At 37.2% G+C, this 17,390-nt stretch carries 14 protein-coding genes; 10 read left to right on the forward strand and 4 right to left on the reverse strand.

The window, feature by feature from the left end; all coding sequences use genetic code 11:
* Positions 1–25: 25 nt before the first annotated feature.
* Positions 26–880 (reverse strand): LysR family transcriptional regulator, encoded by an 855-nt coding sequence (locus EDD71_RS01250; protein ID WP_133626928.1) that lies wholly within the window; start codon positions 878–880, stop codon positions 26–28.
* A gap of 482 nt (positions 881–1,362) precedes the next feature.
* Between EDD71_RS01250 and EDD71_RS01255 the strand changes: the two genes are divergently transcribed.
* Complete coding sequence (locus EDD71_RS01255; protein ID WP_133626929.1) at positions 1,363–1,938, forward strand: flavodoxin family protein; 576 nt, start codon at positions 1,363–1,365, stop codon at positions 1,936–1,938.
* A 288-nt stretch (positions 1,939–2,226) separates the two neighbouring features.
* Here the strand turns inward: EDD71_RS01255 and EDD71_RS01260 are convergent, their stop codons facing one another.
* Positions 2,227–3,609: a M20 family metallopeptidase gene (locus EDD71_RS01260; protein WP_133626930.1), complete on the reverse strand. Its 1,383-nt coding sequence runs from the start codon at positions 3,607–3,609 to the stop codon at positions 2,227–2,229.
* A 416-nt stretch (positions 3,610–4,025) separates the two neighbouring features.
* Between EDD71_RS01260 and nfsA the strand changes: the two genes are divergently transcribed.
* The 3 genes from nfsA to EDD71_RS01275 all read left to right on the forward strand — a co-directional run bounded on the left by nfsA (position 4,026) and on the right by EDD71_RS01275 (position 5,915).
* A complete protein-coding gene (nfsA, locus tag EDD71_RS01265) occupies positions 4,026–4,763 on the forward strand; it encodes an oxygen-insensitive NADPH nitroreductase (protein ID WP_133626931.1) in 738 nt (245 codons plus the stop codon).
* Positions 4,764–4,812: 49 nt separating this feature from the next.
* On the forward strand, positions 4,813–5,565 hold the full coding sequence (locus tag EDD71_RS01270; RefSeq protein WP_133626932.1) for an exodeoxyribonuclease III: 753 nt from the start codon (positions 4,813–4,815) through the stop codon (positions 5,563–5,565).
* An 80-nt stretch (positions 5,566–5,645) separates the two neighbouring features.
* On the forward strand, positions 5,646–5,915 hold the full coding sequence (locus tag EDD71_RS01275) for a hypothetical protein (protein ID WP_133626933.1): 270 nt from the start codon (positions 5,646–5,648) through the stop codon (positions 5,913–5,915).
* A gap of 38 nt (positions 5,916–5,953) precedes the next feature.
* Here the strand turns inward: EDD71_RS01275 and EDD71_RS01280 are convergent, their stop codons facing one another.
* Positions 5,954–6,994 (reverse strand): oxidoreductase, encoded by a 1,041-nt coding sequence (locus tag EDD71_RS01280; RefSeq protein ID WP_133626934.1) that lies wholly within the window; start codon positions 6,992–6,994, stop codon positions 5,954–5,956.
* Positions 6,995–7,106: 112 nt separating this feature from the next.
* Entirely contained in the window at positions 7,107–8,162 is a 1,056-nt protein-coding gene (locus EDD71_RS01285) for a lactonase family protein (protein WP_133626935.1), read from the reverse strand.
* A gap of 358 nt (positions 8,163–8,520) precedes the next feature.
* Here EDD71_RS01285 and EDD71_RS01290 point away from each other — a divergent pair, with 358 nt between their 5' ends.
* The 6 genes from EDD71_RS01290 (at position 8,521) to EDD71_RS01315 (ending at position 17,378) form a co-directional block, all read left to right on the forward strand.
* Positions 8,521–8,955 carry a MarR family winged helix-turn-helix transcriptional regulator gene (locus EDD71_RS01290; protein WP_133626936.1) on the forward strand — a complete coding sequence of 145 codons (435 nt, stop codon included), beginning with the start codon at positions 8,521–8,523 and terminating at the stop codon, positions 8,953–8,955.
* 58 nt (positions 8,956–9,013) lie between these two features.
* Positions 9,014–10,741, forward strand: a complete 1,728-nt coding sequence (locus EDD71_RS01295; protein WP_133626937.1) for an ABC transporter ATP-binding protein — start codon at positions 9,014–9,016, stop codon at positions 10,739–10,741.
* Positions 10,738–12,786 (forward strand): ABC transporter ATP-binding protein, encoded by a 2,049-nt coding sequence (locus tag EDD71_RS01300; protein ID WP_133626938.1) that lies wholly within the window; start codon positions 10,738–10,740, stop codon positions 12,784–12,786. The genes EDD71_RS01295 and EDD71_RS01300 overlap by 4 nt, the downstream gene beginning before the upstream one ends.
* 179 nt (positions 12,787–12,965) lie before the next feature.
* The gene (locus tag EDD71_RS01305; protein WP_133626939.1) at positions 12,966–14,588 is read left to right on the forward strand and encodes a response regulator; all 1,623 of its coding nucleotides are present in this window, start codon (positions 12,966–12,968) and stop codon (positions 14,586–14,588) included.
* A gap of 20 nt (positions 14,589–14,608) precedes the next feature.
* On the forward strand, positions 14,609–16,429 hold the full coding sequence (locus EDD71_RS01310; RefSeq protein WP_243116358.1) for a cache domain-containing sensor histidine kinase: 1,821 nt from the start codon (positions 14,609–14,611) through the stop codon (positions 16,427–16,429).
* Positions 16,404–17,378, forward strand: coding sequence for a substrate-binding domain-containing protein (locus EDD71_RS01315; RefSeq protein ID WP_166636280.1), 975 nt, complete (start codon positions 16,404–16,406; stop codon positions 17,376–17,378). The genes EDD71_RS01310 and EDD71_RS01315 overlap by 26 nt, the downstream gene beginning before the upstream one ends.
* Positions 17,379–17,390: the final 12 nt, after the last annotated feature.

Raw genomic sequence — 17,390 nt, forward strand, 5'->3', positions numbered from 1 at the left:
GGTGGGGATTAATTTACGCTTACGTTTAGATATCAAACAGGAGCGATTTATAGGAAGACACGCAATCCTTTTTCAATACAGCCGATACAACTCTGTGCAGAGGGAATTTTTTGATTTCTCGTGCTATAACTCCTTGGCTGCTCATGCTATCTGCTACCATTTTAGGTACTATGGTTATGCCAAATCCCTTTTCTACATAATTAATTAACGACTCGGTTAGTTCCAATTCAAGTGTTATATTTGGTGTAACACCCATTAAGCTGCAGTGATTGCGGATAGCAGCCCTTATGGGGCAGGGGGCTTTATATAATATTAACTTTTCCTTTACTACAGATAAAAAATCAATTTCTTCAGTTTTAACCATAGGGTGAGAAGCTGACATAACCACGAAAAATGGCTCTACCACTAATGGAACAATGGCAATATCCGATTCTTGTACAGCATCGGATACAAAAGCAATATTTAAAAAGCCATTCCTTACACTGTTGATCAACTGAGAATTAGTATGCATAGCTTCTATATAAACTTCATAATTCATCATTTTAAGCTTCTCGATATATTTAGGTAAAAAATATGTTATTAAATTTGGCAGACCGCCAATTCTTATAACATTTTCTTTATCAAATGATTTTATCTGCTTTATTGTTTCGTTTATTGTTTCCATTATTAAATTGCAACGTTCATAGAAATATCTACCGGCAGGCGTAAGTTTTATTCCAGTTGGAGTTCTTAATAATAGGGAACAGCCCAAGGATTTTTCCAATAGACTCAATTGTTTAGTAAGGGCGGGCTGCGAGATAAATAGATATTGTGAGGCTTTATTTAAACTTCCATATTCTACGATTGCTAAAAAATACTTAATTTGTTCTATGCTTAGCATAGGGCACCTCCATCTTCAGATATAACCTATAGTTATATCTTATATGTTTAATCTATATTATTCAAGTTAATAAAAATAAAGTTAAAATAAAGTTAAGTTGTCTAACTACTTAGATTTCCCATGAAAAACGAGTTGTTTATTGGGATGTAACTTAACTTGTTGTGCTACTCTGAAAAGTTCATTGGATTATAAGTGGAAAGCATATACAGATCGACGCTGCGATAAAAAATATATTTCATTCACTAGTACGCTTAACAAAGAAGTTCTAAGGCTCGGGATTTGAAAAATCAAAAACTTTCGTTTGTTTGAGCTAAGCGAGTTTTAAAAGCTTACTTGGCTTGTCAGCTGTCCCGAGCCTTAGAACCTCTGTGCACAAGCGTAGTTGTGAGAGTAATATATTTTTTATCACAGCGTCTTTTGAAAATAAAACTAGCACAACGAGTTAAATTAACAAGTTTATTGAAATTAGGAGGGTTTGTACATTGAAAGTAATAGGTATTAATGGAAGTGCACGTAGGGATGGCAATACTTCTATTATCATTGGGCGTGTTTTCGATGAATTAAAAAAGAAAGGTATAGAAACAGAAATGATACAGCTTGCTGGTAATAATATTCAGGGCTGTATCGGCTGTGGAGGATGTTTTAGAAATCAAAATAATCAATGCGTATTTCAAAATGATATTATAAATAACTGTATTGCCAAAATGATCGAAGCAGATGGCATTATATTAGGTTCGCCAGTATATTTTGGCGATGTCTCAGCCAACATGAAAGCATTTTTAGAAAGAGTAGGCATGGTAGCAAGTGCTAATAATGGGCTTTTTAAGCACAAGGTAGGAGCTGCTGTTGTGGCGGTTCGCCGAGGAGGAGCAATCCATGCTTTTAATACAATGAATTATTTCTTACACTACATGCAGATGTATATGGTGGGCGGAACTTACTGGAATATGGTCTATGGAAAAGAAATTGGTGAAGTTGAGAAGGATGAAGAAGGTATGCAAAATATGAAATCTATTGGAGAAAATATGGCCTTGCTTCTAGAAAAAATTGCAAAATAAAATACCATTGCAAGCGTAAAATAGTCTTATTTAGTAGCTCGGCAGAAAATGAGTAAGGAAATGGAGCGTTAAAGAGTTTAGTCATAAAAATTAGGCTGTGACAAAGGCAATTTCATGACTTTGTCACAGCTCTATATATTATTAATTTCGAGTCTACTAACTTAACTCGTTTTTCTAGATAAATTTACAGAAAGGCGCTGCAATAAAAAACATATTTCATTCACCAGTACGCTTAGCAAAAGAAGTTCTAAGGCTCAGGATTTGAAAAATGTGAATTTCATATATTTTTTATCGCCCCTTAGCCCCTGAACTATCACAACAAGTTAACTTATATATCGCCTTAGCATATATTTCTAAAGCAATAAACATATCCTCCAATACAATATGCTCATTGGGCTGGTGCTCTGTCTTTGTTCTACCCGGTAGAACTGCCCCAAAGGCTACGCAATTATCAATTGCTCTTGCATAGGTGGCTCCTCCTGAGGATATAGGCTCGGAAACCATATCCTTTGTTACCTCCCGGTATACACCAAGAAGGGTGCGAACTAAGAAATGATCCTTCGGGATATAGATTGGTTTCAACCAGTCATATTCTCTATAAGCCAGGCCATATTTATTGGCTGCTCTGCTTATCTTGTTTACTATTTCATCTTTTTCTATCGTCACTGGAATACGAATGTCGATGGACAGGGTTTCCTTTTCCTTTAAGCTTATCTTTCCAATATTGAATTTAAGCTTTCCGGAATCCTCATCTTCACAGGTGCCAAAAATCTTTGTAGCGAAAGGATCTTCCTGAATTTCACCAACAATGAATTCAATAGCTTTAGAAGTAATCCCTATGCTCTTCAAAGCTATTGCAAGTCTGTTTATTGCATTAATGCCCTTTTCTGCGACCTGTGCATGGGCAGATTTTCCTAATACTTTTACACCTTTTTCTTTCAATTCATATTCATATTCATATCCCAGCTCTATGAGTTTGGCTTTCAATTCTTCTTGTTTATCTCCGGTATAAACGATGTTGTCCGGTACGGAATTAAAGGCATTACCTCCTTCTAGAAGGAGGTTAGTTTCGTTTTCTCCCTCCAAAACGATCTGAAGCAGGCCTTTTTCTGCATAAATAAGGGGGAATGTGGAATCAGGCGTGAATCCTGCTGTTGGTTTTTCCTCCTTCTCCATATATTTTTTCATATCACGCCACAGGCTTTCCTCGTCAGTTCCAAAGATAAATCTAAGCCTTTTATTGAATGTTACGCCCAGGTTCATGAGGGCTTTAGCAGCATACACACATGCAAGAATGGGGCCCTTGTCATCCTGAGTTCCTCTTCCATATAACCTTCCATCTTCAATCACGGGATCAAAGGGATCGTGCTTCCAAACATCAAGACTGCCAGGAGGGACAACATCAAGATGTCCTAATATACCTATCAGTTCGTCTCCTTGACCAACTTCAGCATATCCATAATAGCCTTCCGGATCATAATAGGTTCTAAATCCTAATCCTTTACATATTTCCAGGGTCTTTCTCAATGCCTTATCAATATTTTCGCCAAAGGGATATTTTGTTGAATTTTGATCGATTATGCTGGGTATACTTACTAATTCCTTGATCGAGTGAATTAAATCACTTTTCAATGCTTCTAATTCTTTTTTTATTGTCCCATCTGTTAACATACTATTTGATCTCACCAACCTTCATAATTATTAGTATATTTTATTCCTTTTCCGAACCTCTATATGTTAACTTATTTTCCATATATTTTTACTTTCTGGGATTTTAATTTTTAGTTATTCTGTTTTTATTTTATATACTCTGAGTAAATTGTGCAAATGAATATGATTAAATGTTGAGTAAAATTGACCGGATGCAAAGTCATAAGGAGTTGTTATCGCATTTGGAGAAATTCTATTCTCACTGTTTCCATGTACTGTTATACGATTTCTTTCTGGCTTAAATTTTAACGTTGAAACCCTTGATACCTATTCTGTATATGATTTAGCGGTAAAAATAGTTAAGTGGTATAATATAAAAAAATAGAATAAGCTATAAACTTATATATCATATTTTTAAAATCATAGGAGGCGATGGTATGAACGATGTAATAAATCTTTTAAAATCCCACAGGTCTATCAGAAAATATATGCAAAAGCCCGTTGAGGAGGATAAGGTTAAGGCTATAATTGAAGCTGCCCAAAGCGCATCAACCTCAAGCTTCATACAGGCCTATACGATTATCAGGGTTGAGGATAGGGAAAAGAGGAAGAAAATCGCAAAGCTTGCCGGAGAGCAGTCCTATGTTGAAGAGTGCCCGCTATTCCTTGTCTTTTGTGCAGACCTTAACAGGCACAAGTTAGCCTGCAAAATGAACAAGGTGGAAATGGTGGAGGGTTATACTGAATCCTTCATCACTGCAACGGTAGATGCTGCCCTGGCTGCCCAAAATGCAATGGTTGCTGCAGAATCAATGGGCCTTGGAGGTGTTTACATAGGTGGTATTAGAAATAATCCTGATGAAGTGAGCAGGCTTTTAAACATACCTGTTAATGCTTATCCTCTATTTGGAATGTGCCTGGGGTATCCAGATGAAAATCCAGGGACCAAGCCAAGGCTTCCAATGGATTTAGTTTTAAAGGTGGATGAATACACCATTGAGGGAGATGAAGAAAGGCTTAGGGCCTACGATGAAATCGTCAAAGAATACTATTTGGAGAGAACCGATGGAAAAAGAGAAGATACTTGGACCGGAATGATGGCAAAGATGATGAGTAAAGTAATTAGACCCCATATGAAAGGCTTTCTTGAAAAACAGGGGTTTAGGATGAAATAGCAAATTAGTTTAATAGAAAAGAATTATTAAAACGCAAGGGGACGATATAATGAAATTAATTTCATGGAATGTTAACGGTCTTAGGGCCTGTGTTCAAAAGGGTTTTTTGGAGTATTTTAATAGGATAAATGCAGATATTTTTTGTATTCAAGAAACCAAATTGCAGAAGGGTCAAATAGATTTGGAACTTGAGGGGTATAATCAATACTGGAATTATGCAGAGAGGAAGGGATATTCAGGAACAGCTGTATTCAGCAGGATTAAACCTTTAAATGTCAGCTACGGAATAGATATAGAGGAGCATGATAAGGAAGGAAGAGTTATTACGCTGGAATTTGAAGATTTTTATCTTGTAACGGTATATACTCCCAACTCCCAGGAAAAGTTGGCAAGGCTTGATTATAGAATGAAATGGGAAGATGATTTTAGAGGCTATATAAAAAAACTTGATATGATTAAACCTGTAGTTTTATGCGGAGATTTAAACGTTGCCCATAGGGAAATAGACCTTAAAAATCCAAATAGCAACAGGAAAAATGCCGGATTTACAGATGAGGAAAGAAATAAATTTACTGAGCTTTTAAATGAAGGTTTTATAGATACTTACCGCTATTTTTATCCAGATAAGGAAGGAGCCTATACCTGGTGGTCATATAGATTCAATGCAAGGGCTAATAATGCTGGATGGCGTATAGATTATTTCTGTGTATCCGAAAGATTTAAGGATAGGCTCGTAAGCGCTGATATTCATTCAGACGTTTTTGGTTCAGATCATTGTCCTATAGAGCTGATTATAGAGTAAAAGCTGTATATTATTAAGAATTAAAGACAGGGGAAAGGAGATAATAAGAATAAAAGTAAGCTTATCAGGAGGACAAGAATATGGGAAGGATTGAAGATGCAGTTGAAAGAATAAAAGCCCTTGAATGCCCCACAGGGGATGTGGAAAATAGGGTTGAAAGAATGCTTGAGGATTATGGAGTTGTAAATAGGGATAAAATAACCGTAATGAGGGATAAGAGTCTTGACAGGGATGGAGCAGAAGCATATTGCGCTAAAATTACTGGTAGTGGAGGACAATCTGTTGTGATTCTAACAAAATCGGGAATGGATGATTATGTGGCTAAGGTTGTAGATGCTTATATAGATTGAGATTATTAGACAAAAGGGATGGATGATTCCATCCCTAATTATTCAAACTTATAAATCTTTGGATTTTCACCCTTAAAACCACTTTCAAGTATTTCTATAACCGTAAGTATTTCTTCGTCCTTTACAAGTTTATCTTTTCCGTTAATTATAGCGTCATACAGGTTGTCATAAACCCTTCCGTAATCTCCAAGTGGAGTTTTTATTGTAATTTCCTTATCCTGTCCGTTTTCATCGACATATGTAACCTTTCCATATAGTTCCTCCGGATCCAACCCAAAGCCTTCATCCCAGGGCATGATCCCAGCCTTTAAACATTCTTCTTGTTTGTCTATACCGTACTTTATGAAGCTTCCTTTAGTTCCATGAAGAATGAACTTAGGATAAGGGGATTTAACCAGATGGCTTGTTTTAAGTATTACCTTAAAGCTGTCATAGAAAAGTTCAACATGATAATAATCATCGGGATTGTTTTTATTTCTTATGGCCCTTATGTCATAGTATACCTTTTTAGGTCTTCCAAAGATTGATACAATTTGATCCACTGTGTGTACACCAAGTCCGAAGAAGGATCCATCATAATATTTTCCGTTATAAGTGGGGGATTCCGGCCTGTAGTAATCAAAGTGTGATTCGATTTCTACGATGTCGCCTACATATTTTTTGTTAATAACTTCCTTTAGGGCCAGGAAATCGCCGTCAAACCTTCTGTTCTGATAGGGCATTATGATAAGCCCCTTATCTTTAGCGAGGTTTAAAAGCTCCTTTGCTTCCTCTAATGTAGTTGCAAACGGCTTTTCGATTAAAACGTTTTTATTGTGCTCTAAACACAGCTTTGCAAATTCAAAGTGAGTGCTGTGGGGAGTGCATATTGTAACAAGCTTTATTTCCTTGTCTTCAAGCAAGCTGTTTAAGTCGTTAGTAAACTCTATATCATAGTCTTTATATTTGTTTTCAAGCTCTTCCTTCCTTGTTCTGTTATATATCTTCTTTACCTCAATATTTTCCCTTTTTAGGACATAGGGAAGATGGTATCTGTTTGTACTTTTGCCAAACCCAATAAACCCTGTTTTTAATTTCATAGGCATCCCTCCCAAAATGTACTGTTAACTATATAATAACACAACTGCAAAAAGCCTTCCTGATCAAAATAAGCTTTAAGGAAGGCTTTTACTATCATTATATTATTTTTGGCTAAATATTTATAAACTTTATGCACACTGGATTAGGTATTGAAATGGAGTCCCCTATTCTTGTAAGCTTTCCAGTTGAATTATCTATCGAAAATGGAACTATATTGTTTGTATCCTGGTTTGCTGCTATGAGGAATTTCCCTGTTGGGTCTATTGCAAAATCCCTTGGATGTTCACCACCCGTTGATTCATGGCCGACAACCTCAAGCCTTCCCGAGGTTATATCTATTCTAAAGATAGCTATGCTGTTGTGGCCGCGATTTGATGCATATAAATAACGCCCGTCAGGTGATACATAAATAGCGCTGCCCAGGTTTTCACCATTAAAACCCTCAGGAAGGGCTGAAATGTATTGTATTTCTTTAAAGCCATCTGAAGGGGAGTATTCTAATGCTACAATCTCAGAGCTGAGCTCTGTTATTATATATGCAAATTTACCATTTGGGTGGAAAGCCAGATGTCTTGGTCCGCATCCAGGCCTTAGCGAGAGGGAAAGACCATTAGCCTCTGACAAACTTCCCCTGTTTAAACTATAAACAGCAAGCTTATCTATACCTAAATCTACAGCGCAGAGATATTTTTCATCGGGGGTCAAGGCTGCATAGTGAGCATGAGCCTTTTCCTGCCTTTCCTTGTTTGGGCCGGAGCCTTCATGGGTTATAACCGATGAAGGGATATCAATTCCTCCATCTTCCCTTACCGGAAATACTTCAATAGTTGCCCTGTGATAGTTTGCTGAAAATACATATTCATTTTTACTGTTAAGGCCTACATAGCATGGCGGCTTTCCCTGTGAAACCTGGTAATTTATTAATTCAAGGTCGCCTGAATTCTTTATTTTAAATGCAGCTACTCCTCCACCGTCCCCAACCTTTGCTACGGAATAGAGGAGCTTATTATTCTTGTCTATTGCAAGGTATGTAGGATTCTCCATCTCACCTGCAAGGCTGACATCCTCAATTTTTCCTGATGATGCATCCATTGTAAATCTATAAATTCCTTTACTTTCACCGTTGGTATATGTACCAACATATGCAGTAAGCTTATTTGTATTCATAACATATTCCTCCATAAAATATACTTAATAGCCTATACCGATAGAATAAATGAATTTTGTATAATTATAGTTTTAATCCGGGTAGAAATCAAATATCAAAAGTGTCCTTTTATTCAGAAAAAAAGAACTCTGCTTTTATTATTTATCATCAGGTATTGTTTTATAAGGTATTTTACTGTTTGCGCTGAAATGAAATGTATTACAGATGCTTATACAATTTTTACTTTTGGATCATCAATAGGTATTTATATGATATATGTTGATTTTAAAAAAAAAGGGTAGTATAATATAAATATTTCGTATGCGAAATATTTATATACGAAATATTTAGACAGATTGATAAAGAGGAGTTAATATAATGGAAAATAACAAAGGAACCCGGATATCACTTTTAATTAAGGAAATCAATGGGCTTATGAAACAGAGCATTAAGCAGATGTTTGACGAGACGGGTCTTACCACCCCACAGATAATGGTTCTGGCAACCTTAAGCAAGTATGGGAGCATGAGGATTAGTGAGTTAAGTGAAAAATTAAGCCTCTCTAACAGCACTATATCAGGTATTGTAGACAGGCTTGAAAATCAGGGCTATGTAGAAAGGGTAAGGAGCAGAAAGGATAGGCGTGTTGTGCATGTATCTTTTTCTGAAAAATGCCGAAGGATGATGCATGGTGATTTCCACAGAATAATAGAACAAAATCTTGAGAAAAAACTGGCAGGGGCTGATCCTGGACAAATAGATGATATATTAAAGGGACTTGAAACGTTAAAGAGTCTGCTGGAGTTAAATTAATAATGCAATTTATATTGTTTTAAGTAATGCTTTAAACCTAAAAAGGAGGATGATGTTCATGATAAAACTTTTTAGATATCTTAAGCCCTATGCAGCCATCATAGGGGTTGTCATAGTGCTTTTATTCTTTCAAGCTATGGCAGAGCTGTACTTACCAACCCTCATGTCTGATATAGTTGATAATGGTATAGTAAATGGTGATACCAATTATATATTAAGGGTTGGAGGGTTCATGCTTCTTGTGGCCCTTGGAAGCGCCATCTGCATAATTTCGGCCAGTTTTCTGTCGTCGAAAACTGCAATGGCCTTTGGAAGGGATCTTCGCAGGGAAGTTTTTACAAGGGCAGAGAGCTTTTCACTGCACGAGTTTGATAAAATATCAACCTCATCCATGGTTACGCGAACTACAAACGATATTAACCAGATTCAGCAGGTAACGGTTATGATGATGCGTTTCATGATTACCGCCCCCATAATGGCAGTTGGAGGCCTTATCATGGCAATGTCAAAGGATAAAAAACTCACATTAGTACTTGCCGTTGCCGTACCTCTTCTTGGTCTTGTTATTTTTCTTGTAGCAAGAAAAGCAATACCGCTGTTTAAGGCAATGCAGGCAAAGATAGATAAGATAAACCTTGTTGTGCGTGAAAACCTTACAGGCATCAGGGTGATACGTGCATTTAACCGCATTGATGATGAAAAAAAACGTTTTGAAGAGGCGAGCTATGATTTTACAGTCACAGCCATTAAGGTAAACAAGTTGATGGCCTTTGTGATGCCTGTTATGATGATTATAATGAACTTAACCAGCATTGCAATTATATGGTTTGGAGGTATACGTATAGATAACGGGGATATGCAGGTAGGGGATATGATGGCCTTTATCCAGTATGCAATGCAGATCATGTTCTCTTTCCTCATGCTTGCCATGATGTTTGTTTTAATTCCTCGTGCTGAAGCATCGGCAGACAGAATAAACGAAGTCCTTGAAATGGAGCCTGAAATTACTGATATAAAGCATCCAAGGAAGGCTGATATGCAAAGAGGATATGTTGAGTTTAGGGATGTCACATTCAGATATCCCGGTGCAGAGCAGCCCGCTATCAAGAATATAAGCTTTATCGCAAGGCCTGGAGAAACAACTGCTATAATTGGAGGTACAGGTTCAGGAAAGTCTACTCTTATAAGTCTTATTCCACGCTTTTATGACGTTCAAAGCGGAAGCGTTTTAGTTGATGGAGTAGACGTTAGAGAGATGGCTCAGGAGGATTTGAGGGCTAAAATTGGCTTTGTACCCCAGAAGGCAGTATTGTTTACAGGTACAATTGCTGAAAATATCAGATATGGCAAGGAGGATGCAACGGATGAAGAGGTAGTGCATGCAGCAGAAGTAGCTCAGGCGGCTGACTTTATTGCCAATATGAAGGAAGGATATGATGCAGTTATCGCACAGGGCGGCAACAACCTTTCAGGAGGACAAAAGCAGCGTTTATCCATTGCACGCGCCCTTGTAAGAAAGCCTGAGATTTATATATTTGATGACAGCTTCTCAGCCTTGGATTTTAAAACAGATGCAAAGCTCAGGAAGGCACTTAATGAGGAAACAAAGGATGCAACTGTAATCATTGTTGCCCAGAGAGTAAGCACAGTAATGGATGCTGATAGAATAATAGTTTTAGATGAGGGTAGAATTGCAGGGATTGGAACCCATAGTTCCCTTTTAAAGACATGTGAGATATATCGCGAAATTTTAGCTTCACAGCTCAGTGAGGAGGAATTAATATGAGCGAAAATAGAAGAAACAGACCAGGGCGAGGCCCCATGGGCCATGGAGGCCCTCCAATGGGAAGGCCGGTAGAAAAGGCTAAGGATTTTAAGGGAACATCGAAAAGGCTTATTAAGTATTTAATGCCGCGAAAATTTAACCTTATAGCAGTGTTTATAACTGCAATAATAAGTACCGTGTTTAATATTATAGGCCCGAAAATCATGGGAAAGGCTACAACAAAGCTCTTTGAAGGGCTTATGAATAAAGCCAGGTATGCCATGGATTTGTTTAAGCCTCAAAACATACCAGAGATTTTAAAAATGCCGGATTTGCCTGAATCAATCAGAAAGATGATAAACGATATGATTGCAAATCCAAAGGCAGCTAAGGGAGCACTCCCAAAGATGGATATTACGAATATAGATCCTGAGGTATGGCGATTTATAAGCAAGCACGGTCCCAAAATAGATTTTAAATATATAGGAAACATCGTTTTAATATTGATAGGTCTTTATATAGTAAGTGCGGCCTTTAATTACATTCAGCAGTATATTATGGCGGGAGTTGCACAGAAGACCGTATTCGATATGCGCAGGGATGTAAATGAAAAGCTTAACCGCTTGCCCCTCAAGTACTTTGATTCTCGCACCCATGGAGAAATATTAAGCCGTGTTACAAACGATCTTGATACTGTTGCAGCTACGCTTCAGCAGAGCCTGACTCAGCTTATTACATCGGTTGTAACAATAGTGGGCATAATAATAATGATGCTGACCATAAGTCCGATTTTAACCCTTGTAACTATAGTAACCCTTCCGCTTTCTGTTTTAGTAACAATGGCTATAGCTAAAAAATCACAGAAGCTCTTTGCTAAGCAGCAAAAAATCCTTGGGGAGTTAAATGGACATGTAGAGGAGATGTATACAGGACATAGAATTGTAAAGGCCTTTGGACATGAGGAAAGGGCAATAAATAAGTTCAATGAAATAAACGAGAGGCTGTACAGTGTAGGATGGAAGGCTCAGTTTATTTCAGGCATTATAATGCCCATGATGAACTTTATCAACAACATAGGATATGTTCTTGTATCGGTGGTTGGAGGAATATTTGTTACTAAGGGCAGAATTAATATAGGCGATATTCAGGCCTTTATTCAGTATTCAAGGCAGTTTGGTCAGCCAATAGTTCAAACTGCAAACATAGCAAATATCCTTCAGTCAACGGTTGCAGCAGCTGAGCGCGTTTTTGAAATATTGGACGAGGTTGAGGAAATACCCGATAAGGAGGATGCTAAAGTTATAGAGTTTCCCAAGGGTGGGGTTAGGTTTGAAAACGTTACGTTTGGCTATAAGGAAACTGTTAAACTTATGGAAAATATAAATATAGATGTAAAACCCGGTCAGATGATTGCAATTGTAGGGCCTACTGGAGCAGGAAAGACAACGCTTGTAAATCTTCTTATGCGATTCTATGAAATTCAGGGAGGAAGGATTACCATAGATGGAGTTGACATAAGGGACCTAAGGCGCGGGGATTTGCGAAGGATGTTTGGAATGGTGCTTCAGGATACGTGGCTGTTTACAGGTTCCATAAAGGACAATATAGCCTACGGACGAAAGGGTGCAACCTTTGAAGAAGTTGTAAGGGCAGCAAAGGCAGCCCATGCAGACCACTTTATTAGAACCCTTCCGGAGGGCTATGATACAATATTAAATGAAGAGGCTTCAAATATTTCGCAGGGACAAAAGCAGCTTTTAACTATTGCCCGTGCGATACTTGCAGACCCTGTAATACTAATACTTGATGAAGCTACATCGAGCGTAGATACGAGAACGGAGGTTCAGATACAAAGGGCAATGGCAAACCTTATGAAGGGAAGAACAAGCTTTGTTATTGCCCACAGGCTCTCAACAATCCGTGATGCAGATCTGATACTTGTTATGAATAACGGAAAAATTATTGAACAGGGAAATCATAGGGAACTTCTTGAAAAGGGAGGTTTCTATGCAGACCTTTACAATAGCCAGTTTACAGGTGGGAAGGATAGCGGCGAAGCTGTGTAAAATAAAAAAACTGCTGGAAAATGAAATTTTTCAGCAGTTTTTTTATTTTACTCCCATATACTCCAGGCTATTTTGACACAAAATTTTGTAATTAGTATAATTGAAGTATAAATATTTTGTATATTCGGTTTTTTAAGTAAATACTTCCTTACAAATAATATAAGGAGCAGGGGGATATTATGTACAAGCTTATTTTGGTTGATGATGAGGAAGAAGTAAGAAGGGGTATCCTTGAAAAAATAGAATGGGAAAGAATAGGTTATGAAGTTATAGGGGAAGCAGGTAATGGTATAGATGCTCTTGAAATCGCTGAAAAGACCATTCCTGATGTTGTAATAACTGATATTAAAATGCCATTCATGGATGGTATAACTCTCTGTGAGAAGCTTAAGGAAAGATTTCCGACAACAAAGATAATAATTTTAACCGGTTTTGATGAGTTTGAGTATGCCCAAAGGGCGATAAAGCTAAATGTAGTAGAGTATGTTTTAAAGCCAATCTCATCGAGGGAACTTATAGACATACTTGAAAAGGTTAAGGCAGCACTTGATAATGAAATTGTCCAGAGAAAGGATATAGAAGCCTTAAGGGAACATTATAAAAAAAGCCTTCCTTTACTCAGAGAAAAATTCCTTGGATCCCTCATTGATAGCAGGATGAACAGAGATGAAATCCTGGAAAAATCCCGGACATACGGAATAGATATAGATGGAAAAACATTTGCTGTATCTGTTATAAGCGTTGGAAGAGGTAGTGAAGGCTTTGAAGAAAATATTGATTTTTCTGAAGCTGACAACAATGAACTCATCAGGGTTGCTGCTTTAAATATATCAGAAGAAATAATTAAAAAACATGGATCGGGAACTGCCTTTCTATATAGAGACTATATAGTTATAATATTCACCTTTGAAAACGACAACAGCGATGCTCTTGTGAACTGGATATTTACAGTCCTTGAGGAAATACGACAGAATATTGAAAAATATTACGGCGCTGCTGTAACAATAGGCGTAGGAAGTCTTTGTAGCAGCATTACAGAAATCCCATATTCCTATAAGGGGGCAGTTGCAGCACTTGATTACAGGATGATTTTAAACAGCAGCATTATTTATGTAGACGATGTGGAACCAAAATGTACAAGCAGCGTTGTGTTTGATGAGCTTAAGGAACGTTCCCTTATAAGCTGTATAAAGGTTGGTACCGATGAGGAAATCGTTAAAACAATAGACAGGCTTTTTGAAGAGATTATAGATAGAAAGGCATCTTTTAAGGATTATCAGATATATTTGCTTGAGATGCTGACGACGATTTTAAAGGTTGCAAGGGACTTGAATGCAGATATGGATAGGATTTTCGGCACTAATTATAACCTGTTTGTGGAGCTGTATAAGTTTAGGAGTTTAAAGGAGGTTAAGGACTGGATAAGAAATATATGTATTCGTATAAGAAGTTATATTTCAAGGGATCGTCAGGATACATGCAAGCTAATTGTAAAAAGGGCCAGGGAATATGTTGAGCAGCACTATGGGGAAAGCGATATAACAATAGATAAGGTTTGTAAATATCTGCATATCAGCCCGACTTATTTTAGCACATTATTCAAAAAAGAAACAAAGCTTACATTTGTTAATTATCTTACCCAGGTGAGGATGGAGGCTGCAAAGGAACTATTAAGAACCACGGATTTAAAATCCTTTGAGATAGCAAGGAAGGTTGGCTATTCTGAGCCAAATTATTTCAGCTACAGCTTTAAAAAGAACTTTAACATGTCCCCATCCCAGTATAGAAAGGCTTTTAAATAAACATAAGGGAGAGGTTATGCTTGAGTCAAAGATTATTTAAATACTTAAAGAATTCCTTTATGGGTATAATTAATTCTTTCAGAATTAAAAGCATACAGTTCATTATTACTGTATCCTTTATGTTTATTACTACTCTTGCGATGGTTTTTGTTGGTACTACGATCTATAATAGGATTTCAAATCTTGCAGAGCAGAATGCCTTCATCAATACACGTCAAATAATTGACCAGGTTAATTTAAACCTTGATTATTATTTAAGAAGTATGCTTGAGACGTCCAATTATCTGGACAACATCATATATTACAATGAGAGCATACCTAACGAAAAGCTTACAGAACAGATGAATGTGGTATTAAATTCGAGAAAGGATATAGTTACGCTGGCCGTATTTTCAAGTGAAGGTGAACTTGTTGCCGGAGTACCTCCCTTTAAGGTTAAAAATACTGTTGATATTACCGAGCAGGACTGGTTTAAGGTGCCTCTGCAGGAGCCAGCGAACCTTTTTTTTTCATCACCCCACGTACAAAATCTATTTGAGGGTCAGCACAATTGGGTTGTATCCCTCAGCAGGCAGGTAACGTTTAATAAAGATGGAAAAAAGGTCAAGGGGGTTCTGCTGGTTGATATGAACTTCAATGTTATAGACCAGCTCTGTCAGAAGGTAAGCCTTGGTAAAAGAGGATATATATATATAATAGATTCAAAGGGCAACATAGTTTATCATCCTCAGCAGCAGCTTATAAACATAGGACTTAAACGAGAAAATATAGAAGAGGTACTTGAACATGTATTTGGCAGATATATTGACAATTTTGGAGGGGAAGAGAGGCTTGTTACTATTCAAACCGTTAATTACAGCAGATGGAGGATAGTTGGCATTGCCTACATGGATGAAATTGTAGGTATTAAAAAAGATATAGGAAACTATGTTCTGTGGATTTCTGCTTTAGGAATGCTCATTGTAATTTCCATATCCGCATTTATATCTGCAAAAATTTCAAAGCCAATAAAACAGCTTGAAAAGTCTATGAAGCTGGTTGAAGAAGGCCAATTTGATATAAACATTGATGTTAAAGGTGAAGCAGAGGTTGCACAACTGTCAAAAACCTTTAATCTTATGGTAACAAGGATAAGGCAGCTTATGAAGCAGATTGTTCATGAGCAGGAGGCAAAGAGGATAAGTGAAATTAATGCACTTCAGGCTCAAATAAATCCCCATTTCTTATATAATACCCTGGATTCAATAGTCTGGATGGCAGAGCATGAAAAGAGTGAAGACGTAATAACTATGGTAACGGCCCTTGCAAAGCTCTTCAGAATAAGCATAAGTAGAGGGAAAAATATAATAACCGTTAGAGAGGAGCTTGAGCACGCGAAAAACTATCTGGTTATTCAAAAGAAAAGGTATAAAAACAAGTTTGAGTTTGAGATAGAAGCTCAGGGGGAAGTACTTGACTTAAAGACGCCGAAGCTAATTCTCCAGCCTATAATTGAAAATGCCATTTATCATGGAATCGAATATATGGTGGATAAAGGGTTTATTAAAGTTTCAGTATCCATAGCTGATGGAAAGCTTCTATATCAGGTAATGGATAATGGTCTTGGTATGGAACCGGAAGTACTTAACAATTTATTGATTAATGAACCAAAGAGTAAGAAGGGATCAGGTGTTGGAGTAAAGAATGTGCATGAAAGAATACAGCTTTACTTCGGCAGAGAATATGGGCTTCAAATAGAGAGTGAGCTGGAAGAAGGGACAAATGTAAAGATATGGCTTCCAATAGTAAGGGATGAGAATCCGGAGGGGTTGCTTCATGAGAAAAATGATAAAGCTGTTTAGACTTGTCTTTCTAACTATATTTACAGTTTTTTTAATTTCCTGTACAAAAAATAATGATATAAACAACACATCAAGGAAAAACATTTCACTTATTTTAAGAACAAGCTATGGATATCACTGGGGGACTATAAAAATGGGCGCCTATGCGGCTGCAAGGGAATTCAATGTAGATATTGATTATACTTCCCCCTATGATGAAGACGATGTAAATGAACAAATAAATCTTGTCAATCAGGCAATAGAAAAAAAGGTGGATGCATTGATACTGGGGGTTAGCGATTACGAGGCTCTTTCCGAGTCTATAGAAAGGGCCTATAAACAGGGCATCCCCGTAATCGTAGTAGACTCTGAAGTAGATACGGAAAAAGTAAACAGCTGTATTTTAACAAATAATTATGAGGCTGGAAAAAAAGCCGGTGATGTACTTGCTGATATTATAGGAAAGGAAGGAAAAGTAGGTATTATAAATTATGATAAGGAGGACAGGAATGCACAGTTGAGGGAGGAGGGGTTAATTAGCGCTATAAAAAAATACCCTGAAGTTAAGGTTGCTGCAAAGGAGTATTGCTTCTCGGATATGAAGCAGGCCTATAACCTTGCAAAGAAGATGCTTTCAGAGAACCCTGATATAGACGCAATTGTAGCTTTAAATGAGGTAGCCTCTGAAGGGGTAGCTCAGGCAGTTGATGAAATGAAACTTAAAGGAAGTGTTAAAGTAATGGCCTTCAACAGTACTTTTCAGGAAATTGACTACATGGATAAGGGCATAATTCAGGCAACAATAGTTCAAAACCCATTTAATATGGGTTATTTGAGCGTTAAATATGCCCTTGATTCCATAGAAAAGAAGGAGATCGATAAACGCATATATATAGACTCCAGGGTCATTTATAGAGACAATATGTATCTTCCAGAAAACCAAAAACTTCTATTTCCATTTATAAAGTAAAGCCTTTTTATG

This window comes from Fonticella tunisiensis, assembly GCF_004364155.1.
GTDB lineage: Bacteria > Bacillota > Clostridia > Clostridiales > Caloramatoraceae > Fonticella > Fonticella tunisiensis.

Excerpts from the sequence above, each read along its gene's own strand:
- EDD71_RS01250 (WP_133626928.1), bottom strand. The coding sequence starts at position 880 with ATGCTAAGCATAGAACAAATTAAGTATTTTTTAGCAATCGTAGAATAT.
- EDD71_RS01260 (WP_133626930.1), bottom strand. The coding sequence starts at position 3,609 with ATGTTAACAGATGGGACAATAAAAAAAGAATTAGAAGCATTGAAAAGT.
- nfsA (WP_133626931.1), top strand. The coding sequence starts at position 4,026 with ATGAACGATGTAATAAATCTTTTAAAATCCCACAGGTCTATCAGAAAA.
- EDD71_RS01270 (WP_133626932.1), top strand. The coding sequence starts at position 4,813 with ATGAAATTAATTTCATGGAATGTTAACGGTCTTAGGGCCTGTGTTCAA.
- EDD71_RS01275 (WP_133626933.1), top strand. The coding sequence starts at position 5,646 with ATGGGAAGGATTGAAGATGCAGTTGAAAGAATAAAAGCCCTTGAATGC.
- EDD71_RS01280 (WP_133626934.1), bottom strand. The coding sequence starts at position 6,994 with ATGAAATTAAAAACAGGGTTTATTGGGTTTGGCAAAAGTACAAACAGA.
- EDD71_RS01285 (WP_133626935.1), bottom strand. The coding sequence starts at position 8,162 with ATGAATACAAATAAGCTTACTGCATATGTTGGTACATATACCAACGGT.
- EDD71_RS01290 (WP_133626936.1), top strand. The coding sequence starts at position 8,521 with ATGGAAAATAACAAAGGAACCCGGATATCACTTTTAATTAAGGAAATC.
- EDD71_RS01295 (WP_133626937.1), top strand. The coding sequence starts at position 9,014 with ATGATAAAACTTTTTAGATATCTTAAGCCCTATGCAGCCATCATAGGG.
- EDD71_RS01300 (WP_133626938.1), top strand. The coding sequence starts at position 10,738 with ATGAGCGAAAATAGAAGAAACAGACCAGGGCGAGGCCCCATGGGCCAT.
- EDD71_RS01305 (WP_133626939.1), top strand. The coding sequence starts at position 12,966 with ATGTACAAGCTTATTTTGGTTGATGATGAGGAAGAAGTAAGAAGGGGT.
- EDD71_RS01315 (WP_166636280.1), top strand. The coding sequence starts at position 16,404 with ATGAGAAAAATGATAAAGCTGTTTAGACTTGTCTTTCTAACTATATTT.